The sequence below is a fragment of the Streptomyces sp. NPDC020884 genome, from assembly GCF_044333935.1.
Taxonomy (GTDB): Bacteria; Actinomycetota; Actinomycetes; order Streptomycetales; family Streptomycetaceae; genus Streptomyces.
In genome coordinates this window covers 161145-186012 of the sequence record NZ_JBIRRY010000013.1, presented here as the reverse complement: position 1 = coordinate 186012, position 24868 = coordinate 161145, and the positions used below count along the sequence as shown (strand labels likewise).

At 73.1% G+C, this 24868-nt stretch carries 22 protein-coding genes; 8 read left to right on the top strand and 14 right to left on the bottom strand.

The genetic code is table 11. The features are described 5' to 3' along the window. The first annotated feature begins 43 nt into the window (after positions 1-43). Complete coding sequence (locus tag ACH4UK_RS33865) at positions 44-1120, top strand: GlxA family transcriptional regulator (protein WP_398362732.1); 1077 nt, start codon at positions 44-46, stop codon at positions 1118-1120. On the opposite strand, the gene ACH4UK_RS33860 is transcribed toward ACH4UK_RS33865, so the two are convergent. Together ACH4UK_RS33860 and ACH4UK_RS33855 are read right to left on the bottom strand one after the other, a co-directional pair. Beyond that, positions 1065-2522: an aldehyde dehydrogenase family protein gene (locus ACH4UK_RS33860; RefSeq protein ID WP_398362609.1), complete on the bottom strand. Its 1458-nt coding sequence runs from the start codon at positions 2520-2522 to the stop codon at positions 1065-1067. The two genes, ACH4UK_RS33865 and ACH4UK_RS33860, sit on opposite strands and share 56 nt — an antisense overlap. Before the next feature lie 58 nt (positions 2523-2580). After that, positions 2581-3444 carry a helix-turn-helix domain-containing protein gene (locus ACH4UK_RS33855; RefSeq protein WP_398362608.1) on the bottom strand — a complete coding sequence of 288 codons (864 nt, stop codon included), beginning with the start codon at positions 3442-3444 and terminating at the stop codon, positions 2581-2583. 362 nt (positions 3445-3806) lie between these two features. Here ACH4UK_RS33855 and ACH4UK_RS33850 point away from each other — a divergent pair, with 362 nt between their 5' ends. Further along, positions 3807-4313: an ATP-binding protein gene (locus ACH4UK_RS33850; protein ID WP_398362607.1), complete on the top strand. Its 507-nt coding sequence runs from the start codon at positions 3807-3809 to the stop codon at positions 4311-4313. Positions 4314-4344: 31 nt separating this feature from the next. Here ACH4UK_RS33850 and ACH4UK_RS33845 read toward each other — a convergent pair whose 3' ends face one another. Then, on the bottom strand, positions 4345-4587 hold the full coding sequence (locus tag ACH4UK_RS33845; RefSeq protein WP_073225869.1) for a DUF397 domain-containing protein: 243 nt from the start codon (positions 4585-4587) through the stop codon (positions 4345-4347). A 255-nt stretch (positions 4588-4842) separates the two neighbouring features. Here ACH4UK_RS33845 and ACH4UK_RS33840 point away from each other — a divergent pair, with 255 nt between their 5' ends. Beyond that, positions 4843-5346: a hypothetical protein gene (locus tag ACH4UK_RS33840; protein WP_398362606.1), complete on the top strand. Its 504-nt coding sequence runs from the start codon at positions 4843-4845 to the stop codon at positions 5344-5346. 21 nt (positions 5347-5367) lie between these two features. Here the strand turns inward: ACH4UK_RS33840 and ACH4UK_RS33835 are convergent, their stop codons facing one another. The 3 genes from ACH4UK_RS33835 to ACH4UK_RS33825 all read right to left on the bottom strand — a co-directional run bounded on the left by ACH4UK_RS33835 (position 5368) and on the right by ACH4UK_RS33825 (position 9736). Further along, positions 5368-7494 carry an FUSC family protein gene (locus ACH4UK_RS33835; protein ID WP_398362605.1) on the bottom strand — a complete coding sequence of 709 codons (2127 nt, stop codon included), beginning with the start codon at positions 7492-7494 and terminating at the stop codon, positions 5368-5370. Between the two features lie 102 nt (positions 7495-7596). Further along, complete coding sequence (locus ACH4UK_RS33830; RefSeq protein ID WP_398362603.1) at positions 7597-8778, bottom strand: DUF2786 domain-containing protein; 1182 nt, start codon at positions 8776-8778, stop codon at positions 7597-7599. Positions 8779-8821: 43 nt separating this feature from the next. Further along, positions 8822-9736 (bottom strand): NADP-dependent oxidoreductase, encoded by a 915-nt coding sequence (locus ACH4UK_RS33825; protein ID WP_398362601.1) that lies wholly within the window; start codon positions 9734-9736, stop codon positions 8822-8824. 113 nt (positions 9737-9849) lie between these two features. Here ACH4UK_RS33825 and ACH4UK_RS33820 point away from each other — a divergent pair, with 113 nt between their 5' ends. After that, a complete protein-coding gene (locus ACH4UK_RS33820; RefSeq protein WP_398362599.1) occupies positions 9850-11526 on the top strand; it encodes a bifunctional 3'-5' exonuclease/DNA polymerase in 1677 nt (558 codons plus the stop codon). Between the two features lie 21 nt (positions 11527-11547). Here the strand turns inward: ACH4UK_RS33820 and ACH4UK_RS33815 are convergent, their stop codons facing one another. The 4 genes from ACH4UK_RS33815 to ACH4UK_RS33800 all read right to left on the bottom strand — a co-directional run bounded on the left by ACH4UK_RS33815 (position 11548) and on the right by ACH4UK_RS33800 (position 15586). Further along, positions 11548-12420, bottom strand: a complete 873-nt coding sequence (locus ACH4UK_RS33815) for a hypothetical protein (protein WP_398362598.1) — start codon at positions 12418-12420, stop codon at positions 11548-11550. A 76-nt stretch (positions 12421-12496) separates the two neighbouring features. Further along, positions 12497-13006, bottom strand: coding sequence for a SigE family RNA polymerase sigma factor (locus ACH4UK_RS33810; RefSeq protein ID WP_398362596.1), 510 nt, complete (start codon positions 13004-13006; stop codon positions 12497-12499). Between the two features lie 232 nt (positions 13007-13238). Then, positions 13239-14099 (bottom strand): carbohydrate-binding protein, encoded by an 861-nt coding sequence (locus tag ACH4UK_RS33805; RefSeq protein ID WP_398362730.1) that lies wholly within the window; start codon positions 14097-14099, stop codon positions 13239-13241. A gap of 110 nt (positions 14100-14209) precedes the next feature. Further along, positions 14210-15586, bottom strand: a complete 1377-nt coding sequence (locus ACH4UK_RS33800) for an alpha-lytic protease prodomain-containing protein (RefSeq protein ID WP_398362595.1) — start codon at positions 15584-15586, stop codon at positions 14210-14212. A gap of 253 nt (positions 15587-15839) precedes the next feature. Between ACH4UK_RS33800 and ACH4UK_RS33795 the strand changes: the two genes are divergently transcribed. Further along, complete coding sequence (locus tag ACH4UK_RS33795) at positions 15840-16523, top strand: phosphotransferase (protein WP_398362593.1); 684 nt, start codon at positions 15840-15842, stop codon at positions 16521-16523. Between the two features lie 11 nt (positions 16524-16534). Here ACH4UK_RS33795 and ACH4UK_RS33790 read toward each other — a convergent pair whose 3' ends face one another. Together ACH4UK_RS33790 and ACH4UK_RS33785 are read right to left on the bottom strand one after the other, a co-directional pair. Continuing rightward, on the bottom strand, positions 16535-16846 hold the full coding sequence (locus ACH4UK_RS33790; protein WP_398362591.1) for a DUF3263 domain-containing protein: 312 nt from the start codon (positions 16844-16846) through the stop codon (positions 16535-16537). A 51-nt stretch (positions 16847-16897) separates the two neighbouring features. Beyond that, entirely contained in the window at positions 16898-18175 is a 1278-nt protein-coding gene (locus ACH4UK_RS33785) for an ABC transporter substrate-binding protein (RefSeq protein WP_398362589.1), read from the bottom strand. A gap of 430 nt (positions 18176-18605) precedes the next feature. Here ACH4UK_RS33785 and ACH4UK_RS33780 point away from each other — a divergent pair, with 430 nt between their 5' ends. The 3 genes from ACH4UK_RS33780 to ACH4UK_RS33770 all read left to right on the top strand — a co-directional run bounded on the left by ACH4UK_RS33780 (position 18606) and on the right by ACH4UK_RS33770 (position 21743). Next, positions 18606-19496, top strand: a complete 891-nt coding sequence (locus ACH4UK_RS33780) for an ROK family protein (protein WP_398362729.1) — start codon at positions 18606-18608, stop codon at positions 19494-19496. Continuing rightward, positions 19496-20653, top strand: a complete 1158-nt coding sequence (gene nagA / locus ACH4UK_RS33775) for an N-acetylglucosamine-6-phosphate deacetylase (protein WP_398362588.1) — start codon at positions 19496-19498, stop codon at positions 20651-20653. Before ACH4UK_RS33780 ends, nagA begins: the two co-directional genes overlap by 1 nt. Before the next feature lie 163 nt (positions 20654-20816). Continuing rightward, positions 20817-21743, top strand: a complete 927-nt coding sequence (locus ACH4UK_RS33770) for a 1-phosphofructokinase family hexose kinase (RefSeq protein ID WP_398362586.1) — start codon at positions 20817-20819, stop codon at positions 21741-21743. Positions 21744-21794: 51 nt separating this feature from the next. On the opposite strand, the gene ACH4UK_RS33765 is transcribed toward ACH4UK_RS33770, so the two are convergent. Then, the gene (locus tag ACH4UK_RS33765; protein WP_398362584.1) at positions 21795-22796 is read right to left on the bottom strand and encodes a carbohydrate-binding protein; all 1002 of its coding nucleotides are present in this window, start codon (positions 22794-22796) and stop codon (positions 21795-21797) included. A 144-nt stretch (positions 22797-22940) separates the two neighbouring features. Next, positions 22941-24596, bottom strand: coding sequence for a diguanylate cyclase CdgB (cdgB, locus tag ACH4UK_RS33760; protein ID WP_398362582.1), 1656 nt, complete (start codon positions 24594-24596; stop codon positions 22941-22943). Positions 24597-24868: the final 272 nt, after the last annotated feature.

The window sequence follows — 24868 nt, the reverse complement described above, 5'->3', positions numbered from 1 at the left end:
GCCCGGACCCACGAGTGTCCTGATGGACCAGGTGCGCAAGGATATGGCCATGACGGTCTTCACCCACCCCGGGCGGCACCGCGTCGCCGTGCTCGCCCGCGCGGTCCTGCTCCCCATCGAGCTGGGCAGCGTGCACCAGCTCTTCGGCCAGGCCAGAGACGGGGCGTCGGCGGACGGCGAGCCGCTGTACGAGGTCGCCACCTGCTCCCTGGCGCCCGGGGACGTCCGCACGGACGGCGACTTCACCGTGGCCGTCCGGCACGGCCCCGAGGCGCTGGCCGAGGCCGACACGGTGATCGTCCTGTCGTCGTACGAGGACTACGTCCAGGACACCCCGGTGCTCCCCGCCCCGCTCGCGGAGGCCTTCGCGCTGATCCGGCCCGACGCCCGGGTGGCCTCGATCTGCACCGGGGCGTTCGTGCTGGCCTCGGCCGGTCTGCTCGACGGGCACACGGCCACCACCCACTGGCGGTACACGGAGCTCTTCGCCCGGCTCTTCCCGCAGGTCGCCCTGGACCCGGACGTCCTCTACACCGACGGGGGTTCCGTCCTGACCTCGGCGGGCTGCGCCTCCGGGATCGATCTGTGCCTGCACATGATCCGGCGCGACCACGGGACGGCCGTCGCGAACGACGTGGCCCGGCGCACGGTCGTGCCGCCCCACCGCGAGGGCGGCCAGGTCCAGTACATCCGGCGGCCGGTGCCCGGCCGGTCGTCGCCGGGGACCGCGGCCGCCCGCGCGTGGGCGCTGCGGCGGCTCCAGGACCCGATCACGCTGGGGCAGCTGGCGGCCAGGGAGTCGATGAGCGTGCGGCACTTCACCCGGCGGTTCCGCGACGAGGTCGGCCTGACGCCGATGAACTGGCTGACCGGGCAACGGATCGAACTGGCGCGGGAGTTGCTGGAGGAGTCGGACGTCCCCGTCGAACAGGTGGCCGCGCGCGCCGGGCTCGGCACGGCGGCCAACCTGCGCCACCACTTCCACGCGGCGCTGGGCGTCTCGCCGAGCGCCTACCGCACCACGTTCCGGGGGCCCGGGGACCGGAGCGGGGAAGAAGCGCCCGTCAGAACGGGAAGACCGAGCGACCGTGCTGGATCGACATCCACTTCTGCGTGGTGAACGCCTCCACCACGGCATCGCCGTTCAGCCGTCCCACCCCGGACGTCTTCTCGCCGCCGAAGGCGACCAGCGGATCGTCCTGCACGGTGGAGTCGTTGACATGGAACATCCCGCTGACGATGCGCTGCGCGAACTTCACCCCGCGCTCCGCGTCCCGGGTGTGCACCGCGCCGCTCAGGCCGTACGGGCTGTCGTTGACGATCCGCACGGCCTCCTCCTCGCCGTCGAAGGTCAGCAGCAGGGCCACCGGGCCGAGGATCTCCTGATCGAGCAGCGGGGAGTCCTCCGCGAGGTCGGTGAGGACGGTCGGTCCGACGACGTTGCCGACGGTCCGGCCCCGGACGAGCGCCGTCGCGCCGTCGGCGACCGCCCGGTCGACCAGGGCGTCCAGCGCATCGGCCTGGAAGGCGTTGATGACCGGCCCGATCCGGGTCTCCGGATCCCTCGGGTCGCCGGTCTTGAGGGCGGCCACCTCGGCGACGAACAGCTCGGTGAACTCCTCGGCCACCGACCGGTCCACCAGGATCCGGTTGGCCGCCATGCTGACCTGCCCCTGGTGCAGGAAGCGGCTGAAGACGGCCGCGCGGGCCGCGTAGTCGACGTCGGCGTCCTCCAGCACCACCAGGGCGCTGTTCCCGCTGAGTTCGAGGATGGTCCGCTTGAAGGCGCCCGCCGCGGTGGCGGCGACATGCCGGCCGACCCGGTCGGAGCCGGTGAACGAGATCACCTTGGGCACCGGGTGCTCGATGAACGCGTCGCCGATCTCGGCGCTGTCGGTGATCACCACGTTGAGCAGCCCGGCCGGCAGCCCCGCGTCCTCGAATATCCTCGCTATCAGACCGCCGCCCACGACGGGCGCGTTCTGATGGGGCTTCACGACGACCGCGTTGCCGAGCGCCAGGGCGGGCGCGACGGACTTCATCGTCACCAGGAAGGGGAAGTTGAAGGCGCTGATGACGCCCACGACGCCGACGGGCAGCCGGTAGAGCCGGTTCTCGCGGCCGTCGCCCACGGCGGGCAGCAGCCGCCCGGTGGGCCGCAGCGCCTGGCCGATCGCCTCGCGCAGGAACTCCGCCGCGCCCCGGACCTCGTACTGCGCCCGGAGCCGGGTGCCGCCCAGTTCGTCGATGATCGCCTCGGCGATCTCCTCGGCGCGGTCGAAGGTGATGCGGAGCGCGCGTTCGAGGACGGCACGCCGCTCGTACGGATTGACGGCGGCCCACTCCTGCTGCGCCCGCTCGGCGGCCCGGTAGGCCCGGTCGACCTCCAGCGCGGTGGCCACGGTGACAGCGGCCAGTTTCTCGCCGTTGTAGGGATTGAAATCGATGATGTCCCACGAGCCGCTACCGGTCAGCCACTCGCCGTCGATGTACTGGTGGGCCAGTTCATGGAAGAAGGACATGCAATCCCTTACTGCAGGCGTTCGCAGACTCCTGATGCGACGTCATCGTACTGAGAAATTAAGTCAGTTGGAGTAGCCCGCGCAGAAGATCCCGGCTCTCTTCCGGCGCCGGACTGTCCTCGGCGAGGCCCGTCATGGCCTTTTCGTACTGCGCGACTTCCTCGGGCTTGTCCAGATAGAGCGCGCTCGTCAGCTGCTCCAAATAGACAATGTCGGACAGATCGGATTCCGGGAAACGCAGCATCGTGAAGGAGCCGCTCTCGCCGGCATGGCCGCCGTGGCTGAAGGGCATGACCTGGAGCGTGATGTTCGACTGCTCCGACATATCGATCAGATGCCGCAATTGGGCACGCATGACGTCGCGTTCGCCGTAGGGGCGGCGCAGCGCCGCCTCGTCGAGGACGGCGTGGAACGTCGGGGCACGCTCGGAGACGAGGGCCTTCTGGCGCTCCAGGCGCAGGGCCACCCGGCGGTCGATCTCGGCGGCCGAGCCGCCGCGCATGCCGCGCGAGACGACGGCGTGCGCATACGCCTCGGTCTGCAACAGCCCGTGCACGAACTGGACTTCGTAGATACGGATGAGGGAGGCCGCGCCCTCCAGACCGATGTACGTCTGGAACCAGCCAGGCAGCACATCTCCGTAACTGTGCCACCAGCCCGCCACATTGGCCTCGCGGGCCAGGCCCAGGAGCGAGTCCCGCTCCGCCTCGTCCGCGACTCCGTAGAGCGTGAGCAGATCCTCGACGTCCCTGGCCTTGAAGCTCACCCGTCCCAACTCCATGCGGCTGATCTTCGATTCGGAGGCCCGGATCGAGTAGCCGGCCGCCTCACGGGTGATTCCGCGCGACTCCCGCAGTCTCCTGAGCTGAGAGCCCAGGAGTATGCGCCGCACCACCGATCCACTCGACTCGCCTGCCGACACTGGTCCGACCTTCCCCATCACTCTCGCTGGCACCGGAGCCCCCCGGACCGGAACCCCGAGTGCCGGATTCTGCCACCAAAACGCTTCAGCCCGTACTCATTCGATTACGGAAATGAGAAGACGTCCAGAAAGCTCCGAAACTGACCCCGGGAAGAAATGCCCAAGAACCACCACGGTATCGGGCAGGTCCGGCGCGTGCACGTGCATCTGCCCTTGCATCTGCCCTGCGCATTCGGAACCATGGTCCTCGCGCACCTGCGTGCTCGTGTTGTGCCGCTGTACCCCCCGCAGTACCGCTACAGGCAGTGCCGCTACAGCCGCGAATCCCGGGAGTGCCTCGTATGGGGACGAATGGATCGACGATGCTCGAGCCGTTACGGCAGGGGCTTCCCCCCACCGACCCCTCGGGGGTGGCCGGATCGGCGTCCTGCGCTCTGCCGGCACGCTACGAAGCGGTCGGCGGGGCACGGAAGTTCACCCGGTCCACGCTGGAGCGATGGGAGTTGGGGGACCGTTTCGACGATGTCTCCCTGGTGGTGTCCGAACTCGTCACCAACGCGCTGCGCCACGCACTGCCCGGCGATCCGCCGCGGGAGTTCCAGGACCCGCCGGTGCGCCTGCATCTGATGCGCTGGACCTCCCGACTGGTGTGCGCGGTGCGCGATCCCAGCCGGGAGAGCCCGGTGGCCGGCGAGGCGGCGGATTCGGCCGAATCCGGCCGCGGACTGTTCCTGGTGGAATGCGTCAGCGACAGCTGGGGCTGGCACCCCTCCCCCGCTCCGTTGGGAGAACCGCCGTGCGGCCAGCTGCACGGCAAGGTCGTCTGGGCCCTTTTCCGGCTCTCGGAAAACACGAAAACGAGTTCGTAGCGCCCTGGCCCCTCGCCAGCCGGGCCCGGTGTCAGGCGCCGGTGGCCAGGTGGTCGAACTCGCCGTCCTTGACGCCGAGCAGCAACGCCTCGATCTCCGCGGGCGTATAGACGAGGGCGGGCCCGTCGGGGTGACGGGAGTTCCGCATCGCCACATTCCCTCCGGGCAGTCGCGCGAACTCCACGCAGGATCCCTGGGAGTTGCTGTGCCTGCTCTTCTGCCAGACGACTCCGCGAAGCTCTGTGGCCGCCATGCCGTTGTACACGTGGTGCACGGACGCTCCCCGAGTTGCAAGGTGCAAGTCTCAACTAGCTCGGATCATAGCTCTGTTCATATGCCAATGCATGAGCAGATGCACGTGCACACGGGGTGTTCCTTTGATTACAGGCTTTACGCCCCCGGCCGCACCCTCCCAGGAAGAGAGACGAACGGCACGCCTATTTCGCTCCCGCTTACCGGAGTTGAACCGTACGGACCTTGGTAACGTGGCGCGGTCTTTCGACCGGAAAACAGCTAGGGGGAACTCCACGTGACCAGGTATATACGCACCGGCGCCGTCGTTGTCGCCGGTCTCGCCGTCTCACTGGCGCTGACCGCGTGCGGCAGCGACGAGGACGGGGGCAAGGATTCCGCCCCGGACTCCACGGCGGGCGCGACACCCGGGGGCGGCGGTGACGAGGGCTCCGGAGAGTCCGCCGGCACGGACGCCGCGGCGCTGGAGGGCACCTGGGTGGGGCTGACGGACGGCAAGAACGTCACCGTGTCCGTCGCCGCGCGCAAGGTCGCCCTCGTCGCGGACCAGTCGGTGTGCCAGGGCGATGTGAAGGACATGGGCGGCGAGCCGATGCTGGCGCTGAAGTGCACCGGCGGGGGCACCGACCGCACGATGGGCGCGATCGAGTCGAACGACGGCACCGAGCTGGTCCTCTCGTGGGACGGCGGGGTGAAGGACACCCTCACCAAGGCCGACCCGGGCAAGCTGCCGACCGGCATGCCCTCGCTCCCGGACCTGCCCGACGTGCCCGCGCCCTGAGGCCCGGCCGCCGGGGGCCGCTCAGCTCTCGGCGAGGGTGCTGCTGACCCGGGTGGAGCCGCCGCGCTCGTCCAGGGCGCGGGTGAACTCCTCCAGCGCGTCCAGGAGCAGCGCCGCGCCCCGGCGCACGACCGGGTCGCCGACCGGTGTCGTGCCGTCCTCCGTCGGCGTGGGCATGTCCCAGTGGGCCACCGCGTCGACCACCGGCTGCCAGTCGGGGAGCCGCCGCTCCCGTACCGCCTTGGCGCCCTTCTCGGTGGCCCGGCGCAACGCCTCGGCCAACTGGGCGGCGCCGGGCACCGGGTCGGCCGACCGTGCCGGCAGATGGGCCTCCAGAACCATCGCGGACCGGCCCAGCTGGGCCAGCGCGTGCTGGGCATCGGTGGCGGCGGCCCGGGAGATGCCCCGGTGGCGTACGGGTTCGTGCTGGGCGGTCGCCAGCGCCTCCTGCCACGCCACACGGGCCTCCCGGGTGGCGATCAGGGCGTCCCGGACGTCCTCGGCGTCCCGCGAGGCGGGGTCCGCGTAGCGGTCGACCACCGTGGCCGCGTACCGCCCGTCCGCCACCAGCCAGTCGGCCAGCCGGTTGCGCAGCCGCGGGGTCTCCCAGGCCGGGTAGACGGCGTACGAGACCATCGCGAGGAGTCCGCCGACGAGCGTCAGCACGATGCGTTCGGTGACGGTCTGGGACCAGTCGTCGCCGGCCATACCGAGCAGGAAGACGACGTACGCGGCGACGCAGACCTGGCCGACCGCGTAGCCGGTGCGCATCAGCAGGTACATCAGCCCGGCGCAGATCACCGCGAGAAGCGCGGAGAGCCGGGCGTCGGGGTGGGCGGTCTGCACGACGGCGGTGGCGAGCCCGACGCCGACCAGGGTGCCGCCGAAGCGGGCCACGGAACGGGCGTATGTCTGCGAGAACTCGGGCCGCATCACCATGACGGCGGTCATCGGCGCCCAGTAGCCGTGGCCGAGCGGCACGGCCTCGCCCACGAAGTACCCGCAGACGGCGACCACCGCGACCCGGATGGCGTGCCGCATGATCGGTGAGCCGTGGTGCAGCTCGCGGCGCATCGAGGCCAGCACCACCGGCACCAGTTTCAGCAGGGTGGGCCGGTGACGGGTGTCGGGGGCGAGGTCGGAGGGCACCCCGCTGTCGGTCCCGGTGCCCTCCGCGATCTCCAGGACGTCGTCGAGCAGCGCCGCGAGCCGGTCGGCGGCGCGGCGGGCGGGGCCGACGAGGATCACGTCGTTGTCGGGGGTCTTCAGGACGCCCAGGTCGGTGGCGGAGAGGTGGACGGGTTCGCCGTGCCGGACGGCTCGCGCGGCGGCGTCCAGGACCGATCCGGCCGCGCCCAGCAGCTCGTTCACCCAGAGCCGCTCCAGGCCCTCGCCCGGCGCTCCCATCGCCGGGTCCGCGAGCGAGGCGAGCACCGGGCGCAGCCGCTCGGCGACGCCCCGGGCCCCGTGCAGTTCGGCGGGGCGGCGGCGGGCCTGGCGGGGGGTGACGGCCGCGGCGCTGCGGGCGGTCATCAGGGGCAGCGGGTCGAAGGGGGCGACCGGGTCGTGGCGCAGCCGCCGGGCGTAGTCGGCCTCGGCGGCGAGCGCGTCGGCGAGCGCGTCGCGCTGCGCGCCCCATCGGCGGACCGGGAAGAGGACGATCAGCGCGGCCTGCACGAAGCCGCCGACGGCGATCATCCCCGCGTGGGCGGCGGCGTCCACGACCGAGGTGGGCAGGGTGATCGTCACCAGCATGATCGCGACGTTGGACGAGGCGATGATGCCGCCCGTGGGGCCCGCCGCCCAGGCGAGACCGGCGAGGAAGGTCCAGGCTCCGAGCAGGCACAGGAAGAGCACGACGTGCGCGCCGCTGACATAGCCGACGAACGTCGAGACGGCGAGGCTCACGCCGGAGACCAGGGCGAGGACGGGGCGCGGTCGCCAGCTGCGCTGGAAGGTGGCGATGGCCGCCTGGAACGCGCCGAACGCGGAGCTCGCCGCGATCTCCGGCCCGAACAGCACGAGGCCGGCTCCGACGACGAGGGCGAGGCCGGCCGCACCGCGAAGGGCGATGAGGGGTTCCAGTCTCTGCCGCTCGATCTCCAGCCCCGAGCGGGCGGTCTCCTTCAGCGCCCGGAGCCAGCTCATGGGCCGAGCCTAGCCGCAATTCCGGACAAGCCGGGCTTGACCCGACCGACGACCGGCGAGACGGGATGCGGCGGGAGGTGAGAGCGGGAGCGCAGCCGGGCGCTACGCCGTGATCTCGCCCTCGGGCCCCCGGGCCGGGCCGCCCATCCGGGCCCGGTCGGCGGCCTCGGTGCCGTGCGTCCAGCCGTCCAGGTCGCTGACGCCGCGGACCCGGGTGGTCGTGGTCCTCGGGAACATCCGCCCGGCGGTGTCGGTGACCGCGACGTCCCGGGCGGCCAGCACCGGCAGCAGCCCGCCGCCGGGTGCGCTTCCGGTACCGGCCTCGGCGTCGGCGGCCGCCGTGACCCGTTCGGCGCCGGCGGCGAGCCGGCGGCCGAGCCGCTGCGCGTACCCCATCAGGAACGCCTGCCGGAAGGTCTTGGTCCGCTTGCGGCCGCCGGCGCGCTGCCCGGCCTCCGCCCGGGTCATCGCCGCCGTGCCCTGGACGAGCAGGGAGGTGAACAGCAGCTCGACGGCCTCCAGGTCCGGCTCGAAGCCGACGACCGTGGTGAAGCCGAGGTCGTCGTTCCACACGGCCCGGCAGCGGTTCGCGGAGGCGACGGCGTCGAGCAGGATCGCCTTGGCGCTCTCGTACGGGGGCTCCACCCCGATCCGGCAGGCGCCCGGACTCTCGCGGCTCTGCGTCCGGGCGGCGAGGAGGGCCTCGTCGATGCTGTGCCGGGCCATCAGCTCCTGCGCCTTGCCGGTCAGCGCCTCGGCCTCCTCCGGGAAGCCGGTCGCCTCCGCCTTCGCCAGCAGGGCCCGGATCCGGGTCAGCATGCGGGGCTCGTCGGCGGCGGGCGGGCGGTGGAGGTGGTCGGCGGCAGTGCCGGGCGGCGGACCCACGGGCTCGACGGCGGGCAGCCGCAGCAGCAGCCGGTACAGCTCCAGCAGGTCACCGGCGTAACCGAAGCGGTCGGGGCGGTTGCGCGGTACGGGGTCGGGAAGCTCGGTGAGCTGCTGCCGCCAGCGGGGCGGCAGCGTCGCGTACCGGGCGGTCTCGGCGGCGATCAGGGTCCCGGCCAGCGCCGCCCGCCGCTCGTCCAGCTCCCGGCGGACGAACCGGACCAGGTCGGCGGGGTGCCAGCCCCGGTCCCACGCCCGGCGCACGAACTCCTCGCCGCGCCGGTGCGCCTCGTCGTCGGCTTCCGGGGCGGCGGCGAGCAGGGAGGCCCCGGTGTCCAGGGCGGCGTCGCCCTCCGCGTAGAGGGCCGCCGCGCACGCCCGGTCGATCACCGATTCCATCCGGCCAAGGGTAGGCGGACCGCCCGGCTCCCCGAACGGCCCCTTACGGCAGCAGCACCAGCTTGCCCCGGACGTGGCCGCCCTCGCTCAGGGCGTGCGCGCTCGCGGCGTCGGCGAGCGGGAAGACCTGGGCGATCTCCACCCGCAGCTCGCCGGCCTCCGCCAGCCGGGCGTTGGCCGCGAGGCGTTCGGGCGAGGGCCCGCCGCCACCGCCGGAGAAGGCCACGCCCAGTTCGGCGGCGTCCCCGTCCGCGATGGTGACGATCCGGTCGGTCGTGCCGCCGCGCAGCTCGATGGAGGCGGGCAGCGCGCCGCGCCCCGACGCGTCGAACACCGCGTCCACGCCTTCGGGGGCCAGCTCCCGCACCCGCTCGACCAGCCCGTCCCCGTACGCCACCGGGACCGCGCCCAGCACCCGCAGATAGTCGTGGTTGGCCGGGGAAGCGGTGCCGATGACGGTCGCGCCGCGGGCCACCGCGAGCTGTACGGCGACGGAGCCGACGCCGCCGCCCGCGCCGTGCAGGAGCAGCGTCTCGCCCTCGGCCAGGGCCAGTTCGTCCAGAACCCGGGACGCGGTGTCGGTCGCGACCGGCAGCGCCGCGGCCTCCTCCCAGGAGAGCCCCTCCGGCTTGCGGGCGAGGGCGGCGGCCTCGGCCAGCGCCTCGGTGGCGTAGGAGCCGGTGGCGCTCCAGCCGAGGACCTCGTCGCCGGGGGCGAACGCGGTGACGCCCTCCCCCGCCTCCTGGACCACTCCGGCGAACTCGGCGCCGGGCGTGGCGGGCAGCGGCGTGGGGAAGGCGCCCTCCATCCAGCCGTTCCTGATCTTGTGGTCGAGCGGGTTCACCCCGGCCGCCCGCACCGCGACCCGGACCTGGCCGGGGCCGGGGCGCGGCTGGTCCCGGCGGACCAGGTGCAGGACGCCGGGGCCGCCGAACTCCTCGTACGCGATCGCTTCCATGGGCTGATCCTCGTCGCCCCCGGGAGGTCCGGCCACTCGGCGGGCACGGCTCGCGGGGCGGGCCGGGCCGCGGGTCCGGGGCGCTGTCAGTGGCGGGTGCCAGACTCGCATCCATGACCGAACGGTGGGCGCTGGCCACGGCGGAGGGAGGCGGCGCGCTGCTCGTGCCGCTGGCCCGGGACGGCGCGCCCGCCGGTCCCGTCGTGGCCGAGCCCGACCTCGCCGAGGCGGTCCGCTCCCGGCCCGATGTGGTGCGCTGGGTGTGGCGGTCGACCGCCGAGGTCTACCCCCGGCTGCTGGCCGCCGGGGTCCGGGTCGAGCGGTGCTACGACATCGAGTGCGCCGAGCTGCTGCTGCTCGGGCACGCCGGGCGGCTCGGCGAGCCCCGGTCCGCGGCCGCCGCGCTGGCCCGGCTGGACCATGCCCCCGTCCCGCCGGACCCGCCCGCCCGGTCCGCCGAACCGGGCGCGCAGTCCTCCCTCTTCGAGCCCTCGTCGGGCCCCGGGGTGCCCTTCGAGGGGCTCCTGCGGGTCTACGCGGACCAGCTGCGCCGGCACGACGCGGCGGAGCACCCGGACCGGATGCGGCTGCTGACCGCGTCGGAGTCGGCGGGGATGCTCGTGGCCGCCGAGATGCACCGGGCCGGGGTGCCCTGGCGCGCCGACGTCCACCGGGAGGTGCTGGACGGACTGCTGGGCGAGCGGTACGCGGGCGGCGGCGAGCCCCGCAGACTCGCCGAGCTGGCGGACGAGGTGTCGGCCGCGTTCGGCCGGAGGGTCCGCCCCGATCTGCCCGCCGATGTGGTCAAGGCGTTCGCGCAGGCCGGGATCCCGGTGAAGTCGACCCGGCGGTGGGAGCTGGAGGAGCTGGCCCATCCGGCGGTCGAGCCGCTGATCGCGTACAAGAAGCTGTACCGGATCTGGACGGCGCACGGCTGGTCCTGGCTCCAGGACTGGGTGCGCGAGGGCCGCTTCCGCCCGGAGTACCAGCCGGGCGGCACGGTCAGCGGCCGCTGGACGACCAACGGCGGCGGGGCCCTCCAGATCCCCAAGGTGATACGGCAGGCCGTCGTCGCCGACGAGGGGTGGCGCCTGGTCGTCGCGGACGCCGACCAGATGGAGCCCCGGGTGCTGGCGGCGATCTCCCGCGACCGGGGCCTGATGGAGGTGGCCGGTCACGACGGCGACCTCTACAAGGCCCTGTCCGACCGGGCGTTCCAGGGCGACCGCGAGCACGCCAAGCTGGCGCTGCTCGGTGCGATCTACGGCCAGACGTCCGGCGACGGGCTGAAGAACCTGGCCGCCCTGCGCCGCCGCTTCCCGCTCGCCGTCGCCTATGTCGACGACGCGGCGCGGGCCGGCGAGGAGGGGCGCGTGGTGCGGACCTGGCTGGGCCGGACCAGCCCGCCGGTCACGCTGGCGGGCCAGGACGAGGAGGCGGGCCTCCCCCAGGAAGGTCCCGAGGGCCCCGGGGCCGCGCCCGACGGCGGTCCGGCGCGGGCCCGGGGGCGCTTCACCCGCAACTTCGTGGTGCAGGGCAGCGCGGCCGACTGGGCGCTGCTGCTCCTGGCCGCGCTGCGCCGGTCGCTCTTCGCACAGGGGCTGCGGGCGCAGCTGGTGTTCTTCCAGCACGACGAGGTGATCGTGCACTGCCCGGCCGGGGAGAGCGCCGCCGTCGCCGAGGCGATCCGCGCGGCGGGCGAGCTGGCCGGGCGGACCGCCTTCGGGGAGACGCCGGTGCGGTTTCCGTTCACGACGGCGGTGGTGGAGCGGTATGCCGACGCGAAGTGACCGGGCGGACCGGCGAAGGGGCTACTGCTGGAGCTTCAGCCACTGCGGGCTGGTGGCGAGTGCGACCAGCTGGTCCATGGTGAGCGCGGGCTCCGGACGGGTGGCGGGCGTCGACTGCTCACCGGAGTTGAAGGCCGAGACGACGACCCGCATGCCGTCCGGCCGCATCGTGTCGGCCGTCCACCAGACGACTCCGGCCCCGCCCTTCTCGCCGGGCACCTTCGAGGTGGCGAGCAGGGTGCCGTCGGGCAGGGTGGTCGCCTCGCGGTACAGATCCTCGGCGGCGTCCCGCATGTCGGGCTGCACATTGATCTGCACGAGGGTCCGGCCCTTGCCGTCGTCGACGACGACCGAGGCGAACTCGCCGCCGCTGTCCGTCTCCTCCCCCACGGTCAGCCCCTGGGGCAGCAGGGCGCGGAAGGTGGGCATCAGCAGCGTGTAGTCGAGCGCGGGCGCCGGCTCCCCGGGGTCCTGCGACTCGGGCGACGACGGGTCCGGGGAGGGGTCTTCGGTGCGCGGTGCGTCCTTGGCGGGGGCCGTCGGCCCGCCCGTGGGCGGGGGCGCGTCCGAGGGCTCGGCCGTGGGGGCGTCCGTCGCGGCGTCCGTGGGCGCGGCCGTCGGTGTGGGCGTGGCGGTGGCCGGCGGCGTGACCGGGCCGCTGTCCGCGACGTTCGCCACGTCGCCGGGGCCGCCCAGCATCCCGGCCGCGACGGCGCCGCCGCCCCCGATCAGGGCCAGGGCCAGCACACTGCCCGCCACGGCGGTGATGCGGCGGCGGCGGAGCGTGCGCCGCCCGTGCTCCAGCGCGCCGTCCACCACCGCGCTGCGGCCGGTCAGGTCGAAGGTCTCCCCGGTCCGGCGGAGCTCCTCGCTGAGTTCGTCTTCAAAGGGCATGGGGAACCACCACTTCTCGTTCTGGATGCTCGACAGTCGGCGGCCCGCAAGGGCCGGGTGGGCAGGCGCCCGGAAGTCAGCGGGCGGCGAACTCCGCGATGCTGCCGCCCAGTAGTTCACGCAGCCGTCCGAGCGCCCGCACACAGCGGGTCCGTACGGCGGCGGGGGTGGCCTGGAGGGCGGCGGCGGTCTCCTCGATGCTCCGGTCCTCCCAGTACCGGAGGACCACGACCGCGCGGTCCTTGGGCGCCAGTTGGGAGAGCGCCCGCAGCAGCGTCATCCGCAGCGCCGGGTCGTCGGGGTCGGCGGGTGCGGCCTCGGGCAGTTCGGCCAGCGGGCGTTCGCTCGCGGAACGCCGCCGCCGGTGGGTCAGGAAGGTCCGCACGAGCACGGTCTGCGCGTACGCCGCCGGGTTGTCGATCCGGCGGGCCCGGCCCCAGAGGACGTACATCCGGCTCAGCGTCTCCTGCACCAGGTCCTCGGCGAGGTGCACATCGCCACTGGTCAGCAGGCATGCCGAGCGGAACAGATGGCCGGCCCGTCCGGCCGCGAATTCTTTGAACTCCTCGGCGCGCGACGCCTTCATACCCTCCCCCGTCCGTCCATCCGTTCCGCCCTTCCCCTGTACGACGCGACGGGGCGGGGTAAATGTTTCGGACGATCCGCGAATACTTTTTCGGGAGGGAGAGACGGGAGGGAGAGACGGGAGGGAGAGAGGGGCGGGGAGCGGGGCGGGGAGAGCGGGAAAGCGCCCCGTCCACGCGCCGGACGGCGTGGACGGGGCGCGGGCGGTGGTGCGCGCTCGCTGTCTCCGCGGTCTACCCGCGTTCCCACAACGCGGGGACCTGCGGCGGCTCCCAGCCCGACCGGGACAGGTGCGCCTGCAGACAGCGGTAGACGACCCCGCCGTACGTCACGCGGTCACCCGCGCGGTAGGAGGCGCCGGAGGACCAGCTGGTCCCCGGCTCGGTGGGCGGATCGGTGGGCGGATCGGTCGGGCCGGGCGTCTGGGCGACGTCCAGGACGAAGTCGAAGGTGCCCTGCCGTCCGTTGCCGACGCCGCGGACGTTCATCAGCAGCTCCGGGTCGAACAGGGCGTCGGTGTTGTTGCGCGGCTCGTCCGGGAAGTACAGCTGGGTGGTGAGGACGCGGCCGCCGGGCGCCTGCGCCTTCACATGGAGGTGGCGCGTGCGGCCGGGGTAGAGGCCCGGCACGATCGTGGTGAGGCTGAACGACCCGTCCGTGCCGGTGAACTGATGCCCCCGGAAGGCGAACCGGGCCATGTCGTAGGCCCCGTTGGTGTCGGCCTGCCAGAAGTCGAGCAGCGCCCCGGGAACGGGCCGGCAGGCCCGGCCGAAGACATAGCCGCTCACGGTGAGCGGTACGCCGGGGGTGCCCGGGGTCACCAGGCTGGTGCGGTGCGGTGAGTTGGGCTTGAAGTACGGCCCCTCCATCTGCGGCGGGGTCGTGTCGTCGCCGTCGTCGCACTCCGGGGTGGGGGCCAGGGTCCCGTTCCCGGTGGAGACGGCGTCCCGGGCGAGCGCGACGCCCCCTCCGGCGAGCAGGGGCGCGGCGCTCGCGACGAACGCGGCCTTCAGGAGACCTTTGCGGCTGATCCGCCGCCGGTCCCCGGACGCCTCGTCGGACGCGTTCGGGTCGTGGGGGGTTGTGTGGTCCATGGGTGGGGTCATGACGGTTTCCTCGGAGTCCTCGGTGCGGGGAGGCGGAGAGGTTCAGGAGGTTCGGTGACGCCGGACGGCCGAAGCCGCGGGCACGGGCCGGGGCGGGGTCAGACCCGCTGCCAGAGCGCCGGGACGGCGGCGGGGGTCCAGCCGGACTGGGCGGTGTGGCCCTGGAGGCAGCGGTAGGTCGCTCCGCCGTACGTCACCGTGGCTCCGGCGGCGTACACGGTGCCGGCCGCCCAGGTGCCGCCCGGCGGGTCGGTGGGCGGGTCGGTCGGCGGCGTGGTGGGCGGGTCCGTCGGCGTACCGCTGGTGACCAGGGTCAGCCCGTACGCCTGGAGCAGCGGGTTGAGCGGCTGGAAGTACGTCGTACCGCCCGACGAGCAGTTGCCCGAGCCGCCGGAGGTGACGCCCTGCGCCTGGCTGCCGGAGATGTACGAGCCGCCGGAGTCGCCCGGCTCCGCGCAGACGCTGGTACGGGTCACCCCCGAGATGGTGCCCTCCGGGTAGGTGACGCTGGTGTTCAGCTGCTGGATGGTGCCGCAGTGCCAGCCGGTGGTGGAGCCGGAGCGGCAGACCGAGGCGCCGACGACGGACGCGGTGGAGCCGGCGACGGTGACGTCGCCCCGCCCGTAGCCGTTCACCAGCGGACGCGGCGTCCAGTTGGCGTTGGTGGCGACCCAGGCGTAGTCGCGGCCGGGGAAGGTCGAGCCCTGGAAGGTGCCCTGGGCCTGCTGGTTGAAGCCGTTGGTGGTCGTGCCGACCCGGCCGCAGTGGCCCGCCGTGGCGAAGCCGTTCTGGGTGCCGCGCTTCACCGGGAAGCCGATGGAACAGCGGCCGGAGCCGTTCATGTAGTAGGCGTCGCCGCCCCGGAGGTCGGCGAGGGTGCGGGGCTTCTCGGCGGACCGGGCGACGGTGACCAGGCCGCTGTCGACCCCGGCAGCCTTGAGGAACGCCGTTCCGGCGGCGGTGCTCGCGGCGTTCACGACGACCCGGTTGGCCGCGACGTCGACGTACCAGACGGGCACGTCCTTGGGGGCCCTGCCCAACGCGGCCCGGTCGAGGGCCTCCTTGACGCCTTCGAGCCGGTCCAGGCTGTGGGCGACGACCTCGGCCTTCGCCCCGGCTTCGGTGATCCGGGCGGTCTGGGAGGCGTCGGTGGTGGAGACGGTCAGGGCCGCCTTCGCACCGCTGACCCGGGCTCCGGCGAAACCGGCGCCGAGGGACTTCTCCAGCCCGGCGGCGACGGCGGCGGCGCGGTACTCGTTGGCTATCCGGCTCCGGGCGTCGTCCGCGTCCAGGCCGAGGTCGCGCTCCATGGCGGCCAGCAGTCCGGGCGACAGGCTGTCGGCGGACACCGGCGGTGCGCCGGCGGCGGGGTCCGCGGACGCCACACCGGTCAGCCCGGCGAGGGCGAGCGCACCCACGGCCACCGTGGCGGTGCCGGCGACGAGGGCGCGTCTGCGGAGCGTGGTTCTCTCCACGGGGGTCTCCTTGGTTCAGGGGGGTGTCCGGGTCCGGCGGGGGTTGGTCCGGACCAGGGAATTGCCGAAACCGTAGCGGCGGCGACGCCCCGCACAGGAGATCCCGTTCACCCCCTCCCTCCGCGTTATGGGGCCCCGTCGGCAGGCGCTCCGGCGGCGCGGCGCGGTGGGCGCGGGGCCGTTTTCGCGGGCCGGCCGCGCGAAGCCGGAAGCCGTCTCCCTTTCGGCGGGGCGCCCGGGTAGGTTCGGCCCCATGCACACAGGGCAACTTCTGGGCTCGGGACGCACCGCCGACGTGTACGCACTCGACGGCTCCTGGGTCCTTCGCCGCTACCGGGACGGCACCGACACCACGGAGGAGCTGGCCGTGATGTCGTACGTCGGCGCCTTCGGGTTTCCCGTGCCGCGCATCGGCCCGCCCGCCGACGGGGCCCGCCCCACGGACCTGGTGCTCCAGCGGCTGACCGGCCCGACGCTGGCCGAGGCCCTGCTGGCGGGGCGGCTGGGGGCGGCCGAGGCGGGCGCGCTGCTCGCCCGTCTGCTGCGCGAGCTCCACGCCATACCGCCCCGGGTCTCGGCGAACCCGGAGGACTGCGTGCTCCATCTGGACCTGCATCCGGAGAACGTGATGCTGACGGAGGGGGGCGCGGTGGTGATCGACTGGTCCACCGCGGCGGAGGGCCCGCCCGGTCTCGACCGGGCGATGTCGGCGCTGACGCTGGCCCGGATCGCGCTCGACCCGGCGTTCCCGGCCGGGGGCGACGTACGGCCCCTGCTGGCGGCGCTCCTGTCGGAACTCTCCGACGACGGCGGGGCGTCGGTCGCCGATCTGGCCCTCGCCCGCACCCGCCAGCGGGCCAACCCGCACCTCACCGAACCCGAACGGGGCTGTCTGGACCGGGCGGTGGAGCTGGTGATCGGCTGCTCCCCGTCCTGAGCGCCCCGCGCTCAGCGCCGCCCGCGCTTGGCGGCCCGGACCCGCCGCAGCCGGTTCACCGTGACCGGGTCCTCGCGCAGCGCCCGCTCGTCCTCGATCAGCGCGTTCAGCAGTTGGTAGTAGCGGACCGGCGAGATCCCGAGCTGCTCGCGGATCGCCCGCTCCTTCGCCCCGGGCCCCGCCCAGGGCCGCCGCTCCAGGGCCAGCAGCGCCCGGTCCCGTACGGACAGCCCGACGGTCCGGTCCGGCGCGGGGTCGGCGGGGGCGGGATCGTCGGACGCGGAGCCGTGGTCGGGGGCGGAGCCTCGGTCGGGGGCGGTCATATCAACCAACCTAATGCCCACCCCCGACACCGCGTCCGTGGCCCGCTGCCGCTACTCGGCGGCCTCGGCCCGGGTCGCCTCGGCGGCTATCCCCCCGAGGATGCTCTCGGGGTTGCTGCCCGGCGCGACCGCGCTCCCGATGTTCTTCTTGATCGCGTCGCTGACCGTGGCCCAGGACGTCTTGCCGAACGGGGGCAGCGTCGAGTTGGGCAGCGCGGCCAGGAACTCGTGCAGCTTCTTCTGCTTCTTGTCGGACTCCATCGCGGCGGAGGCGCTGCCGGTCACCGGGAGCAGGTCGTACTCCTCGGCGAACTCCAGCACGTTCTCGTCGGAGTACGCGTAGTCGAAGAACTTGCCGATCGCCCGGCGGTTGCCGTTCTCCTTGAAGCCCATCATCCAGTCGGCGACGCCCATGGAGCCCGTGGTCGGGCCGTCGGCGCCGGGCAGCGGCACCATGCCGACCTTGACCCCCTTGGCCTCGGCCTCGTCCATCAGCGTGGGGTGGCCGTTGAGCATGCCGACCTTGCCCGCGGCGAACGCCTCGAACGCCTTGGCCCGGTCCAGCTTGCCCGGCGCGACCGGGCCGGTGAGGCCCTTGCCGACGAGGTTGTCCCGCAGCCAGCGGAACGTGGCGACGTTCTCGGCCGAGTCGATGTCGTACGCGCCGACGTCGTCCGTGTAGCCGCCGCCACCACTGAGGAGCCACATCAGGGTCTCGGCCTGGGCCTCCTCCTCGCCGAGCGGCAGGGCGAAGGGGTAGTCGACCCCCTTCGCCTTGAGCGCGGTGGCGTCGCTCCGGATGTCGTCCCATGTCTCGGGGGCGTCCAGGCCGGCCTGGTCGAAGAGCGTCTGGTTGTAGAAGAGCAGCCGGGTGCTGGCGACGAAGGGCAGCCCGTAGAGGGTGCCGCCGACCTTGCCCGCGTCGGTGAGCGAGGGGAGGAAGTTCGCCGCGGTGCGGATCGCGAGCGTCTCGTCGGCGGTGTAGAGCTTGCCCGCCTTGGCGTAGTCCGCGTACGCGCCGATCTGGGCGATGTCCGGGGCGTCACCGGTCTTGACCATCTCGGCGACCTCGCGGTCGACGTCCTTCCAGGACAGGACGGTCACATCGACCTTGATGTCCGGGTGCTCCTTCTCGAAGCCCGCCGCGACCCCGCTCCAGTACTTCTCGGAGCTGTTGGCCGGACCCGTGCCGTAGTCGGCGGCCACCAGCTTGAGCGTGACGTCGCCCGAACCGGTCTCACCGCCGCAGCCCGACAACGTTGCCGTCATTCCCAGCGCGGCCACCACCGCGGTCAGACCCAAAAAGCGCCGCTGCACAGCCTCGCCCATCCTCATTGATCCAGCCATCTCACGAACGGTGTGCGTCGGCGTGCCCCCGGCCTCCTGTCCGGCCGCGGCACCGCCCCCTGTCCGACACCATCCGGACGAACTGCGATTTTCCCCCATTGCAGAACCAGCGGTCTACACCACCGGCGTATCGCTTCGGCAACGTATGGGGGTCCCGGGGGCCACAACTGGCGTGCGGATACTGACAGTCGGGGCCTCCAGCCCGTATCTTGGTCCAGACCTTTGGTCCGGATTCCGCAGATCCAGGCTCCCCATTAGTCGCTTTCCATCACAAAAGCACCCACCTTCACGCGTTCCTCATTTTGTATGCGTGCGCAACAAACCACGCTAGTGGACTAGACCTATTGGGGGTCGGCGGGCGAAACTGTCTCCCGTGAGACATGTCATCGCCCTCGATGTGGGCGGCACCGGAATGAAGGCCGCACTGGTCGGGACCGACGGCACGCTCCTCCACGAGGCGCGGCGGGCCACCGGCCGGGAGCGCGGCGCCGACGCGGTCGTCGAGTCGATCCTCGCGTTCGCGGCGGATCTGCGCGCCTACGGCGAGGAGCACCTGGGCGAGAGCGCCGTCGCCGCCGGGGTCGCCGTGCCCGGCATCGTCGACGCCGAGAAGGGCGTCGCGGTGTACGCCGCGAACCTGGGCTGGCGCGACGTACCGCTGCGCGCCCTGCTGGGCGAGCGCCTCGGCGTCCCGGTGGCCCTCGGCCACGACGTCCGCACCGGCGGGCTCGCCGAGGGACGGATCGGGGCCGGGCGGGGCACGGACCGCTTCCTGTTCGTCCCGCTGGGCACCGGGATCGCCGGCGCCATCGGCATCGCGGGCGCCATCGAGGCGGGCGCCCACGGGGACGCGGGCGAGATCGGCCATGTCGTGGTCCGCCCGGACGGCCCCGACTGCAGCTGCGGCCAGCGCGGCTGTCTGGAGACGCTGGCCTCCGCCGCCGCGGTGACCCGGGCCTGGGCCGCCGCCTCCGGGGACCCCGAGGCGGACGCCGCGGACTGCGCGAAGGCCGTCGAGTCCGGCGACCCGGCGGCGGTCCGGGTCTGGCAGGACGCGATCGACGCGCTCGCCGCCGGCCTCGTCACCGCGCTCACCCTCCTCGACCCGGGCACGCTCATCATCGGTGGCGGTCTCGCCGAAGCCGGGGAAACCTTGTTCACACCACTGCGTGCGGCCGTCGAGGAACGCGTCACGTTCCAGAAACTGCCCCACATCGTCCCGGCGGCCCTCGGGGACACCGCCGGATGCCTGGGCGCGGGGCTGCTCGCCTGGGATCTACTCTCCACGGAGGTTTCCGCCTGATGGCCGGACGCGCAGCAGACAGCACCGTTCTCGCCGGCGCCCGGGTGGTGCTCCCCACCGGCACCGTCGAGGACGGCCGGGTGACCGTCGAGGGCGCCCGGATCTCCGGTACCGCACCGGAGGGCGCCCGGACCATCGACCTCGGCGGCCACTGGGTGGTCCCCGGCTTCGTGGACATGCACAACCACGGCGGCGGCGGGGCCTCCTTCACCTCCGGCACCGTGGACGAGGTCCTCACCGGCATCCGTACGCACCGCGAGCACGGCACCACCACGATGCTCGCCTCCACGGTCACCGGCGAGATGGACTTCCTCGCCCGGCGCGCGGGCGTCCTGTCCGAGCTGGTCGAGCAGGGCGATCTGGCCGGGATCCACTTCGAGGGCCCCTTCATCTCGCCGTGCCGCAAGGGCGCCCACAGCGAGGAGCTGCTGCGCGACCCGGACCCGGCCGAGGTCCGCAAGCTGCTGGACGCCGCCCGCGGCGCCGCCCGGATGTTCACCCTCGCCACCGAGCTGCCCGGCGGCATCGACTCGGTGCGGCTGCTCGCCGAGCGCGGCGTCATCGCCGCGATCGGCCACACGGACGCGACGTACGAGCAGACCGTCGAGGCCATCGACGCGGGCGCGACCGTCGCCACGCACCTGTTCAACGCGATGCCGCCGCTCGCCCACCGCGAGCCCGGACCGATCGCCGCCCTCCTGGAGGACGACCGGATCACCGTCGAGCTGATCAACGACGGCACGCATCTGCACCCGGCCGTCCTGGAGCTGGCCTACCGCCACAAGGGCGCGGCCCGCGTCGCGCTGATCACCGACGCGATGGACGCCGCCGGCTTCGGCGACGGGGAGTACCAGCTCGGCCCGCTCGCGGTCGCGGTCACCGACGGGGTGGCGCGACTGGTGGAGGGCGGTTCGATCGCCGGCTCCACGCTCACCCTGGACACCGCGTTCCGCCGGGCCGTCGTCCTCGACCGGATCCCCGTCGAGGACGTCGTCCGGTCCATCTCCGCCAACCCGGCCCGGCTGCTCGGCGTCCACGACCGGGTCGGCTCGCTCGAACCGGGGAAGGACGCCGACCTGGTGGTCCTCGACGAGGACTTCGTCCTCAAGGGCGTCATGCGCCAGGGCGAGTGGATCATCGAGCCGAAGACCGCCTGAACCCGGCCGCACGACGACACGGCGACACGACGGCACGTAACGAAGGGGTGGCGGTCGGCCCGCGGGACTGGGCCGACCGCCACCCTTTTGACATGATCATCAAGATCGCGTGCCGGAAGCGGGCACGCGCCGCCGGGTTACGGACCGAGGAAGGGACCGGCAGGTGATCCTGACCGTCACTCTGAACACGGCGCTCGACGTGACGTACACCGTCGACGCGCTCGTCCCGCACAGCAGCCACCGGGTCGGCGAGGTCATCGAACGCCCCGGCGGCAAGGGCCTCAACGTCGCCCGGGTGCTCGGGGCGCTGGGCCACAGATGCGTGGTCACCGGCTTCGCCGGTGGAGCCACCGGAGACGTCCTGCGCGATCTCCTCGCCCCGCTCCCGCCGCGCGACGCCCTCGTGCCCGTCGCCGGGAACACCCGCCGGACCCTGGCGATCACCGACCGCTCGACCGGCGACACCACGCAGCTCAACGAGCCCGGACCCCAGGTGAGCTCCGCCGAATGGGCCGTCTTCCTGCGGACGTACGAGGAGCTGGTCGCCGGGGCCGACGCGGTCGCGCTCTGCGGCAGCCTGCCGCCCGGCATCCACGTCGGGGCCTACGCGGAGCTGGTCCGGATCGCCCGCGCCGCCGCCGTGCCCGTCCTCCTGGACACCAGCGGCGAACCGCTGCGCCGGGGCATCGCCGCCCGCCCCGATGTGGTCAAGCCGAACGCCGAGGAGCTGGCCCAGCTGACCGGTGCCCGCGAACCGCTGCGGGCGGCGGGCGACGCCCGCCGCCGCGGGGCGCACGCCGTGGTCGCGTCCCTGGGCCCGGAGGGCGTGCTCGCCGTCACCCCGGAGGGCGTCTGGCGGGCCGCCCCGCCCGCCCCCGTGCGCGGCAACCCGACCGGCGCGGGCGACTCCGCGGTGGCCGGACTGCTGTCCGCCCTGGCCGAGGGCCTGCACTGGCCGGAGCGCCTGGCCCGCGCGGTGGCCCTGTCGACGGCGACCGTGCTGGCCCCGACGGCCGGCGAGTTCGACGCGGCGGCCTACGCGGACCTGCTGCCGCGCGTCACCGTGGAGCCGCACACGCCGACGCCCTGACCACCGCGGGGTGATCAGGGCATCGGACGCCGTCCACGGGACGGCGGGGGCCTAGCTCTTGATGTGGCCGGACTTCAGCTCCAGCTGGTCGAGATTGGCGTCGCACTCGTCGCCCGTCTCGCACGACAGCTTGAGGGTGTTGGAGCCCTTGTCGAGCTGGACGTACGCGTACGTGTTCGTCCAGCCCTTCTCCAGGTCGCCCTCGGCGGCCTGCGCGAAGTTCTTCATGTTGATGGAGCGCGGCTCCTGCGCGTTGACCGTCAGGGTCGTCTTCGCGTCCTTGCCGGGCACGCCGTAGGTCACGTACAGGGTGTACGCGCCGGCCTCGGGAACCTCGACCGTCCAGGTGGCCGACCGGCCGACCTCGTTCAGGTTGATGTAGTTGCCGTTCGCGCCCTTGGCGCCCTTGACCGTGGAGTCCAGGGCCGCCGTGCCGCCCAGCGTCAGCGTCGCCGCGTCCTGCTTCGGCAGCTCGACCGGCTTCGGCGTCTCCTCGGGCTTCTTGTCCGGCTTCTTCGACTCCTCGACCTCGCCGGCCGAGCCCTGCGAGGAGGACGCCTCGTCCTTCTGGTCGTCCTTGTCGCCGTCGTCGCCCGTGAGCAGGGCGGCGCCGATGCCGATGAGGACCACCGCGACCACGGCGACCGCCGCGATCAGGAGCGCCTTCGTGTTCGGACCGCCGCGCCCCGGACCGCCGCCGTGACCGCCCTGCGCCGGAGGCTGCCCGTTGGACGCGCCGCCGGGATAGGTCTCGGGGGCGGCGTACTGCGGGTTCGGCCGGTGCTGCTGCTGGGCGGGCTGGCCGTAACCCTGCTGGGGCGGGTAGCCGTACCCCTGCTGCGGCGGCACCTGCTGCTGGCCGTACTGGCGCTCGCCGACGGCACGCACCTGGTTGTAGGACGTTCTGGGCACGCCGGGCTGCGCGGCCGGGCCCGGGTAGCCGTAGCCGCCCTGGCCGGGCGGCTGGGCGCCTGCCGCTTGTCCGTCCGCGTACAGATAGCCGAACGGATCGTCGTCCTCGGGCTTGCTCGCGCCGTTGTTTCCGGCCGTCATCCCTGGGTCACTCCTCACCATGTCGCCAGCCGTCGCCGACCGGCCGAGCCTACCTCGAACGGAGCAGGCCCCGAATTGCGTTCACCGACCTGGACGGCCTCCGGGGAACGGGTACGGGGTAGGGGGAGAAACGGGCCGTGAACGTCATCCGGCCCTGCGGTGAACCTTCGACCGGGATCGCTTTTCCACGTACATCCGCTGGTCGGCGGAGCGCAGGACCTCTTCGGCGGTCATCCCGCACTCGGCCCATCCGATGCCGAAGCTCGCTCCGACCCGGACCGCGCGACCATCGACCCTTATGGGCGGAATGATGGCATTTCTCAGACGAACGGCCAGGTCAGCGGCGTCCGCCGCTCCGAGGCCGTCGGCGAGAACGACGAATTCGTCACCTCCGAGCCGCGCGACGGTGTCGCCGTCCCGCACACAGGTGCTCAGCCGCCGGGCGACCTCGATGAGCACGGCGTCGCCGGTGTGGTGCCCGAAGCGGTCGTTGATGGACTTGAAGCCGTCGAGGTCGCAGAAGAGGACCGCGAGCCCCTTCGTGCCGTCGTCGTGCGTCGGATCCGGGGCCACCGCGTGCACATGGTGGTCGAAGGGCCCGCCCCCGGGGACCGCCTCGCCCTCGTAGCCGTCGGCCTGGTAGCCGTGGGTCAGGGACGACTCGACGTCCCCGTACGCCGCGTCCAGCGCCTCGATCGCGGTCGTGGCCGGGGAGAAGGGCCGCTCGCAGATCCGGGCACCGAGCCGCGACTTCAGCTCGGCGCTGTTGGGCAGCCCGGTCAGGGCGTCGTGCGAGGCGCGGTGGGCGAGGTTCAGCTCGTGGCGCTTGCGCTCCTCTATGTCCTCGACATGGGTGAGCAGGAAGCGCGGCCCGTCCGCGGTGTCCGCGACGACGGAGTTGCGCAGCGAGACCCAGAGGTACGTGCCGTCCCGGCGGCTCAGCCGCAGCTCGGCCCGGCCGCCCTCGGCGGAGGTGCGCAGCAGGGTGCCGATGTCCTCGGGGTGGACCAGGTCGGCGAAGGAGTAGCGGCGCAGGACCGAGGCCGGGCGGCCGAGCAGCCGGCACAGCGCGTCGTTGGTGCGCAGCAGCCGGCCGTGCTGGTCGCCGCCCATCTCGGCGATGGCCATGCCGCTGGGCGCGTACTCGAAGGCCTGCCGGAAGGACTCCTCGCTGGCCCGCAGCGCCTGCTGCTCCCGCTCCAGGCGGACCAGGGCGCGCTGCATGTTGGCCCGCAGGCGGGCGTTGCTGATCGCGATGGCGGCCTGGGAGGCGTACATCTGGAGCGCCTCGCGCCCCCAGGCTCCGGGCCGGCGTCCGTTGCGCGGCCGGTCCACGGATATGACCCCGAGGAGGTCCTGGCCGCCGCCGGAGGCGTGCATGGGGGCGTAGAGCCGGTCCAGCGGGTGCCACTCGTCCTCGAACCGGGGCTCGGGGCCCTCGGTGTGCCACTGCGGTACGTCGTCGTCGAGGAGGACCCAGCCCTCGGTGTGCGGGATGAACCGGAGCTTGTCCCAGTCCTCGCCCATGGAGAGCCGGCGTTCCCAGGAGGCGCGGGAGCCGACCCGGCCGGTGATCAGCGCCTCCGCGGCCGCGTTGCCGGCGAAGGCGGCGATGACGAGGTCGCCGTCCGGCCGGACCAGGTTCACGCAGCCCAGCTCGTAGCCGAGGCCCGCGACGATGCCGTCGGCCACGGTCTGCAGCGTGTCCGCCAGACTCCGCGCCGTGTTGAGATCAGCGACGGCCTGATGCAGCTGCCGCATGGTCGCCAGGCGGACGTAGGGCTCCGACTCGGCCTCCATTGCTCGCACTCCCCGAGACCTCGACAGCAACTCCAGGTTTCATATCGACGTACTTGTTGCAGTGTCACGGCCACTGAATCACAGTGAGCTGTGCACCCGGTACACAGGGTCAGCAGAAAATGGACTCTGTGACTCAAGTCACAATAGATGATCATGGTATACCGGTGACTCCCGGCCCCGACGGTCGTTCCGCAGGACCAGGCCGGTCCTAGGACCGGCCTGGTCCTGCGGCCCGATGCGGCCCTCCCGCGACCGCGGCTAGCGTCTGGGTG